A 7,963-nucleotide genomic window follows, 5' to 3' on the forward strand; every position below is an offset into this window, starting at 1 on the left:
AGTAGCCGCCGACGATCTGCGCCATCTGCATCACCTGCTCCTGGTACACCATGATGCCGTAGGTGTCTTTCAGGATGGCTTCGGTACGCGGATCGGGGTAGATGATTTCTTCCTGCCCGTGCTTTCGCGCGTTGAAGGAGGGAATCAGGTCCATCGGACCAGGCCGGTACAGCGACACCAGCGCGATCAGGTCTTCGAAGCGGTCGGGGCGCGCGTCCTTCAGCAGGCGGCGCATGCCCGAGGATTCGAACTGGAACACCGCGCCGGTATTGCCGTTGGCGAAGATGTCCTTGTAGGTCGGGGCGTCGTCGAGCGGCAGGGCGGTGATGTCCACCGGCGGAATGCCGGCACGGGCATGGCGCCTGTTGATCGCCTTGACCGCCCAGTCGATGATGGTCAGCGTACGCAGGCCGAGGAAGTCGAACTTCACCAGGCCGATTTCTTCGACGTCGTTCTTGTCGAACTGGGTGACCGGGTTGCGGCCACGGCCGCCTTCGTCGTGTTCGGCGAACAGCGGGCAGAACTCGGCCAGCGGTTCGGGCGCGATCACCACGCCACCGGCATGCTTGCCGGCGTTGCGGGTGAGGTCCTCGAGCTGGCGGGCCAGGTCGATGAGGTCGCGCACATCGTCTTCGGACTGGTAGCGCTGGATCAGCTCGGGCGAGGCCATTTCCGGGTCTTTGCCTTCGCCCATCGCATCCTTGAGCGAGATGCCCAGGATGTTCGGGATCAGCTTGGAAACGCCATCGACCAGGCCATACGGGAAACCGAGCACGCGGCCGGAGTCGCGCACCACCGCCTTGGCGGCCATCGTGCCGTAGGTGATGATCTGGCTGACCCGCTCGCGGCCGTACTTGCGCGCGACGTAGTCGATGACTTCGTCGCGGCGGTCCATGCAGAAGTCGATATCGAAGTCGGGCATCGACACGCGTTCGGGGTTGAGGAACCGCTCGAACAGCAGGTTGTACGGGATCGGGTCGAGGTCGGTGATCTGCAGCGCCCAGGCGACCAGCGAGCCGGCACCGGAACCACGGCCGGGGCCGATCGGAATGCCCTGGTTCTTGCCCCACTGGATGAAGTCGGCCACGATCAGGAAGTAGCCGGGGAAGCCCATCTTGATGATGGTGGCGAGCTCGAACTCCAGGCGCTCGACGTAATCGGCGCGGGTCTTGCCTTCGGCCAGCGGGTTCTTCTCCAGCCGCGCGTCCAGGCCCTTGCGCGATTCGCTGCAGATCCAGCTCTCCAGCGTTTCGTTTTCCGGCACCGGGTAGTTGGGCAGGAAGTAGGTTCCCAGACGCATTTCGACGTTGCAGCGCTGCGCAAGTGCGAGCGTATTGTCGATGGCGTCGGGGATGTCGGCGAACAGCGCGCACATCTCCTCGGGGGACTTGAGGTACTGCTGGTCGCTGTAGTCGCGCGGACGCTTGGGGTCGTCGAGCACGCGGCCGGAGGAGATGCACACACGGGCTTCGTGCGCGCTGAAATCCTCCGGCTGCAGGAAGCGCACGTCGTTGCTGGCCACTACGGGCAGGCCGCGCTGGCCGGCGGCCTGAAGGGCGAACTGGTTGAACGCTTCCTCGCCCTCGCGCCCGGTACGGGTCAGTTCCAGGTGCAGGCCATCGCCGAACACGCGCTGCCAGTCGGCGAGCTGCTGCTCGGCGAGGTCGTGGCGGCCTTCACCGGCAAGGCGCCCGGCCAGGCTGTCGCGGCCGGCCAGGGCGAACAGGTTGTGGCAGCCGGCCTTGAGCCAGTCCGGGTGCACGGCGACGCCGCCTTCCGGGCGGTGGCCCTCCATCCAGGCGCGGGTCAGCAGGCGAGAGAGACTCAGGTAGCCCTCGCGATCGCGGCAAAGCAGGGTCATGCGCCAAGGGGTCATGCCCTCTTCGGCGATCATGATGTCGGCACCGGCGATCGGCTTGATGCCGACGGTTTCGGCCGCTTTGTAGAACTTGACCAGCGCGAACAGGTTGTTCAGGTCGGTGACTGCCAGCGCCGGCAGCTTCAGTTCCACCGCGCGGCTGAGCAGGTTGGCCTGCTTGGCCTTCTTCGGGTCGGCCTGATCCGGCTTCGCCGGGACACGAATGGTCGAATCCGCCAGCGAAAACTCGGTGTGGATGTGGAGATGTACGAAACGGGAAGTGGACATGCCGGGCCAATGTAATGCCCGGTCAGGGTAGCGGCGGGCGGCAGGCGGAACAAGGCTTGACAGGTCAGGCAGGGGCGGTGGTGCGGGCAGTACGGTTCAGGTTGGCGCGCTGTTGCCGGCCCCGTCCACGCCGTGCTGAGCCATGCCCGGCACCTCTCACTCCCGGAAAGCACGACCGGTCCGAGGCACAGCACGCCTCCGCGTCGGCCGTGAAGCGCTCAGCCCGGGACCGCGACCAGCTCGGTATCGAAACACGCCCGAACCGGCGCGAAGCTGCGTCGATGCTGCGGGCAGGGGCCGTGCGTGCGCAGGGCGGCCAGGTGGGCCGGGGTGCCGTAGCCCTTGTGCTGGTCGAAGCCGTACTCGGGGTGCTGCTCGTGCAGCGCCAGCATGTAGCGGTCGCGGCTGACCTTGGCCAGGATCGAGGCGGCCATGATCGCGCGGTCCAGCGCATCGCCGCCGACCAGCGCCTGGGCCGGGCAGGGCAGGCCCTTGGGCACCACGTTGCCGTCGATGCGCGCGAACTGCGCCACGTGCGCCACGCCTTCGACCGCGCGGCGCATGCCGAGCATCGTGGCCTGGTAAATGTTGAGCGCGTCGATCTCGGCCACGTCCACCATCACTACGTGGAAGGCCAGCGCACGTTGCTGGATCCTGTCGAACAGCGCGTCGCGGCGGAGCGCCGTCAGCTGCTTGGAGTCGTCCAGGCCGTTCAGGCGTGGGCGGTCCGGGCAGAACACGACGGCCGCCACCGCGACCGGACCGGCAAGCGGGCCGCGCCCTGCTTCGTCCACGCCCGCGACGTAGCGCGGTGCGACTGTCGCCAGTGCCGCCCCATCGAACAGCGCCAGCGAGGCGGCCGCAGCGTGGCGGCGGCTCACGCCGCCCCACCTGTGCGCGGCTGGCGCATCAGCAGCTCGGCCACCGCCTCGGCGGCACGTGCCGAGGCGTCACGGCGCAGTTGCAGATGCAGTTGCGCGTAAGTGCCCTGCAGGTCGGCGATACGCTGCGGGTGGTCGAACCACTGCAGAATCGCGGCTGCCAGCTTGTCCGGCACGCAGTCGTGCTGGATCAGCTCCGGCGCCAGGTCCTTGCCGGCCAGGATGTTGGGCAACGCGAAGCGGTCGACCTTGATCAGGCCCAGCGCCTTGACGATGCGGTAGGTCAGCTCGGCCACCCGGTAGCCGACCACCATCGGGCGCTTGACCAGCATGGTTTCCAGTGTCGCGGTGCCGGAGGCCAGCACCACCACGTCGGCGGCGATCATCGCCTCGCGTGCCTGCCCATCGAGCAGGTGCGAATGCGCCACCGGCAGCGCCGAGCGCGACAACTGTTCCTGGATCAGCTGGCGGCAGGCCGGATTGGCGGCCGGAACCACCACATGCAGCCCGGGAATGCGCTCGGACACCTGCCAGGCGGCTTCGAAGAACGCCTCGCCCAGCTTGCCGATCTCGCCCAGGCGGCTGCCCGGCAGCACGGCCAGCACGCTGGCGTTGGCGGGCAGGCCCAGCGCCATGCGGGCCGCGTCGCGGTCGCTCTGCAACGGAATGTCGTCAGCCATCGGATGACCGACGAAGCGCGCATCGATGCCGTGCCGTGCGTAGATCGGCGGCTCCATCGGGAACAGGCAAAGCACCAGATCGGCGCTGGCGCCGATCTTCTCGGCCCGCTTCTCGCGCCAGGCCCACACCGACGGGCTCACGTAGTGCACCGTGGTGATGCCGCGCTCCTTCAGCCAGCGCTCCACGCCCAGGTTGAAGTCCGGGGCGTCGATGCCGATGAAGACATCCGGCCGCCAGTCCAGCGCACGCGTGCGGAACTCGCCGCGCAGCTTCAGCAGGCGCGGCAGGTGGCGCAGGATTTCGGTCAGCCCCATCACCGCCAGCTCGCTGGCATCGAACCAGGTCTGGCAGCCGGCGCTGCGCATGGCATCGCCGCCGATGCCGGCGAACTCGGCGTTGGGGAAGCGCTGCCGCAGTTCGCGGACCAGGCCGGCACCGAGCAGGTCGCCGGATGCTTCGCCCGCGACCAGTGCGATCCGCACCGGGCGGTCGGATGCGCGTGGCGTGGCCACGATGGTGGTCTCCAGCGCACCCACAACCGCCGCGAGCTCGATGATCTCGGCGGTCGTGCCGGTGGGAAGGGGCCCGCCCGGTCCCGTCATCGCAGCAGCGGCCTCTCGGCGTGCTCGATGAAGTCCAGCAGGTCCTTCACGTCCGCGCTGTGCAGCGCCTGTTCGGCCAGCTGCACCTTGGCTTCGGCCAGCGGCAGGCCGGCCACATACAGCGTGCGGTAGGCGCGCTTGATGCTGGCGATGCGCTCGGCGTCGAAACCGCGGCGCTTCAGTCCTTCACTGTTGATGCCACGCGGTCGGCCCAGCGAATCGCTGCCCACCATCGTGAACGGCGGTACGTCGCCATTGGTCAACGCGCCCATTCCCAGGAACGCATGCGCGCCGATCCGGCAGAACTGATGGGCACCGGCGAAGCCGCTGATGATCACGTAGTCGCCCACGGTCACGTGGCCGGCCAACGTGGTGTTGTTGGAGAACACGCAGTGGTCCCCGACATGGCAGTCGTGCGCCACGTGGGTGTAGGCCAGCATCCAGTTGTCGTTGCCAACCGTGGTGATGCCGCCGCCGCCTGCGGTGCCGCGGTTGATGGTGACGAACTCGCGGATGACGTTGTCATCGCCGATCACCAGCTCGGTGCGTTCGCCCGTGTACTTCTTGTCCTGCGGCTCGCCGCCGATCGCGGCGTGGCCGATGAAACGGTTGTTGCGGCCGATCCGGGTCGGACCGTGGATGGAGCAGTGCGGACCGACCTCGGTGCCGGCGCCGATCTCGACATCGGCACCGATCAGGCTGAACGCGCCGACGCGGACATCGGGCGCCAGCCGGGCCGACGGGTCGACCACGGCGGTGGGATGGATCAGGGGGGCGTTGTCGCTCATCGCAGGTCTCCTGCCGGACTCATTCGCGGGTGCCGGCGCACAGCACTTCGGCGCACGCCACGATCTCGCCTTCGACCTTGGCCACGCAGTCGTACACGGCCATGTTGCGGATCACGCGCTTGATCTCCACGTGCATTTCCAGCACGTCACCGGGAACGACCTGCTTGCTGAAACGGGCCTTGTCCACCTTGACCATGTAGAACAGCTTGGACTGCGCATCGCGGCCCAGGGTGAGCTGGGTGAGCACGCCACCGGCCTGGGCCATCGCTTCGATGATCAGCACGCCGGGCATGATCGGCTGGCCCGGGAAGTGGCCCTGGAAGAAGGGCTCGTTGATGCTGACGTTCTTGGTTGCGACGATGGTGCGCTTGTCGTAGTCGATCGACACGACCTTGTCGACCAGCAGGAACGGGTAACGGTGCGGGATCAACGCCTGGATCTCGGTGATGTCCGGCAGCTTCTGTTCGTGGCTCATTCCTTCTCCTTGCTCACAGACAGGATGCGACGGGCCAATGCATCGAGCTGCTTGAAGCGCGCGGCGTTTTTGCGCCACGTGCGGTTGTCGGTCAGTGGGGTGCCGGACGAATACTCGCCCGGCTCATGAATGGAGTTGCGCACCACCGACTTGCCGGTGATGACGACCTTGTCGCAGATTTCGAGGTGGCCGACCACGCCGACGGCGCCGCCGAGCAGGCAGTAGCGGCCGATCTTGGCGCTGCCGGCGATGCCGGTGCAGCCGGCGATGGCCGAGTGCGCACCGATCTGCACGTTGTGTGCGATCTGCACCAGGTTGTCCAGGCGCACGTCGTTGTCGAGCACGGTGTCTTCCAGCGCGCCGCGGTCCACGCAGGTGTTGGCGCCGATCTCGCAGTCGTCGCCGATGCGCACGCCGCCGAGCTGCGGCACCTTGATCCAGTGGCCGGCATCCATTGCCAGGCCGAAGCCGTCGGCGCCGAGCACAGCACCGGGATGGATGCGCACGCGCTTGCCGAGCTTGACCCGGGTCACCAGGGTCACCCGTGCGATCAGCTCGCAGCCGGTGTCCAGGGTGCAGTCCTCGCCGATGATGCTGCCGGGGCCGACGATGCAGTTCTCACCGACGACGCTGCGCGCGCCGATGGTGACGAACGGGCCGATGTGGGCGCTGGCGGCCACCTGCGCATCCGGATCGATGATCGCGCTGGGGTGGATGCCTGGCGGACGGGTCGGCGCGATGTCGAACAGCGCGGCGATCTTGGCGAAGGTCGTGTACGGGTCCTTGGCCACCAGCGCGGTGCCGGGTGCGGCCTCGGCATCCTCGGCGCGCAGCACCACGATGCCGGCCTGGCTGTCGGCCAGTTGGGCGCGGTAGCGCGGGTTGGCCAGGAAGGTCAGCTGGCCGGGGCCGGCATGGGCAAGGGTGGCCACGCCACGGATGGCGGTGCTGCCATCACCGTGGACCTGCAGGCCAAACTGCTCGGCGAGTTGCTGGGCGGTATAGGAAGGAGTATTCACGCCGGAAGTTTACCGTGTGCCGTGACTTCGGTCATGTTCGGCCCTTTCCGGGCCTGATCCACCACGCGCGTACGATGGGCTGTGTACCCCCCGGCTGTGCCCGGTTGCTGTTGGATTCAGGCGAACAGCGTGTGGCTGAAGGAACGTCTGGCTTGGGCGGGTCGGGGCGGGTTCGCGGCGGACGTCCCGGCGCGGGGCTACCCGGCGGCGGCTCCAGCCCGTAGCAGGTGAAATGCTGCCGTTCGCCGTTCGCTTTGCGGCTTGAGGCTCGAAAACAGAAACGCCGGGACATGCCCGGCGTTTCTGCTGATGCGTCCGACGCTTAGAACTGGCCGCCGAACGTGAACTGGAGACGCTCGATCTCGTCGCCGTCTTCCTTCTTGAGCGGGAAGGCGTAGCTGATCGAGATCGGACCGACCGGTGCGCGCCACAACAGCGCCACACCGGTGGACACGCGCAGCTCGTTGGCCTTGAAGTTGTCTACCCCGGTGTACACGTTGCCGAAGTCCAGGAACGCCGAGATGCGTGCCGACGGGCTGTCGAACAGACGCGGGAAGTACGCTTCGATCGAGCCGACCGTCTTCAGCGAACCGCCCAGCGGCTGGCCGTTGCTGTAGCCGTTGATGGCTTCCGAACGCGGGCCCAGCGTGTTGTCTTCGAAGCCGCGCACCGAGTTGGTGCCGCCGGCGTAGAAGTTCTCGTAGAACGGCAGGCCCGTGGCGGTCACGGTCTTGCGGTAGTCCGGCGAGGACGTATTGCAGTTCACTGTCTGCGTCGGATTCGGGTTGTCGGTGGTGGGCGGGGTGTAGCAGAGGTCGCGGGTGACGTCCTTGCCGTAGCTGTCGCCGTAGCCGATTTCCGCGCGGGTGTTGATCACCAGCGACGGCATGATCGGCCAGTACTTGGAGAACTGGTAGTTCAGCTTGTAGTACTCGACCGTCGAGCCCGGCAGCGTGGTCTCCAGGCCGACGCGCTGGTAGGTACCGCGGGTGGGCATGAAGTAGTCGTTGCGGGTATCGCGCGCCCAGCCCAGCTCGGTACGCCAGGAGTGGAACGTGCGCTGGCCGACCGCGTTGATGTAGTCGATGATCGCCTCCGGCGTGGCCTCCCGGTAGGTGGTGATCTGGTTGCTGTCGATGCCGAACATCAGCGAGACGGTGTCGTTCTCGGTGATCGGCACGCCGAAGATCATCTGCGCCGCACCGTTGGTGCTGTTGTACTGCGCGGTGTTGAAGTCGGAGTAGTCCAGTTCGCGCCAGGACAGGTTGTAGCCCAGCGAGACGCCGTCATCGGTGAAGTAGGGGTTGGTGTAGGAGAAACCGTAGCGCTGCAGGTAGCTGCTGCGCGAGGCTTCGACCGACACGCGGCTGC

At 67.1% G+C, this 7,963-nt stretch carries 7 protein-coding genes; all 7 read right to left on the reverse strand.

Annotation, left to right across the window (positions count from 1 at the left end; translation table 11 throughout):
• On the reverse strand, positions 1–2,146 hold a 2,146-nt coding region (gene dnaE / locus ACPEH1_RS20170), incomplete at its 3' end, for a DNA polymerase III subunit alpha (protein WP_423716290.1).
• Between the two features lie 218 nt (positions 2,147–2,364).
• The gene (locus ACPEH1_RS20175; RefSeq protein WP_026070657.1) at positions 2,365–3,027 is read right to left on the reverse strand and encodes a ribonuclease HII; all 663 of its coding nucleotides are present in this window, start codon (positions 3,025–3,027) and stop codon (positions 2,365–2,367) included.
• Positions 3,024–4,310, reverse strand: coding sequence for a lipid-A-disaccharide synthase (lpxB, locus tag ACPEH1_RS20180; protein ID WP_136004263.1), 1,287 nt, complete (start codon positions 4,308–4,310; stop codon positions 3,024–3,026). The genes ACPEH1_RS20175 and lpxB overlap by 4 nt, the downstream gene beginning before the upstream one ends.
• Positions 4,307–5,098 (reverse strand): acyl-ACP--UDP-N-acetylglucosamine O-acyltransferase, encoded by a 792-nt coding sequence (gene lpxA, locus ACPEH1_RS20185; RefSeq protein WP_313217035.1) that lies wholly within the window; start codon positions 5,096–5,098, stop codon positions 4,307–4,309. Before lpxA ends, lpxB begins: the two co-directional genes overlap by 4 nt.
• 19 nt (positions 5,099–5,117) lie before the next feature.
• A complete protein-coding gene (fabZ, locus tag ACPEH1_RS20190; protein WP_423716291.1) occupies positions 5,118–5,573 on the reverse strand; it encodes a 3-hydroxyacyl-ACP dehydratase FabZ in 456 nt (151 codons plus the stop codon).
• On the reverse strand, positions 5,570–6,592 hold the full coding sequence (lpxD, locus tag ACPEH1_RS20195) for a UDP-3-O-(3-hydroxymyristoyl)glucosamine N-acyltransferase (protein ID WP_017355316.1): 1,023 nt from the start codon (positions 6,590–6,592) through the stop codon (positions 5,570–5,572). Before lpxD ends, fabZ begins: the two co-directional genes overlap by 4 nt.
• 322 nt (positions 6,593–6,914) lie before the next feature.
• Positions 6,915–7,963, reverse strand: a 1,049-nt coding sequence (locus ACPEH1_RS20200; RefSeq protein WP_423716292.1) for a BamA/TamA family outer membrane protein, incomplete at its 5' end; no start/stop codon positions are given.

Source organism: Stenotrophomonas sp. NPDC077421, from assembly GCF_049545505.1.
GTDB lineage: Bacteria > Pseudomonadota > Gammaproteobacteria > Xanthomonadales > Xanthomonadaceae > Stenotrophomonas > Stenotrophomonas nematodicola.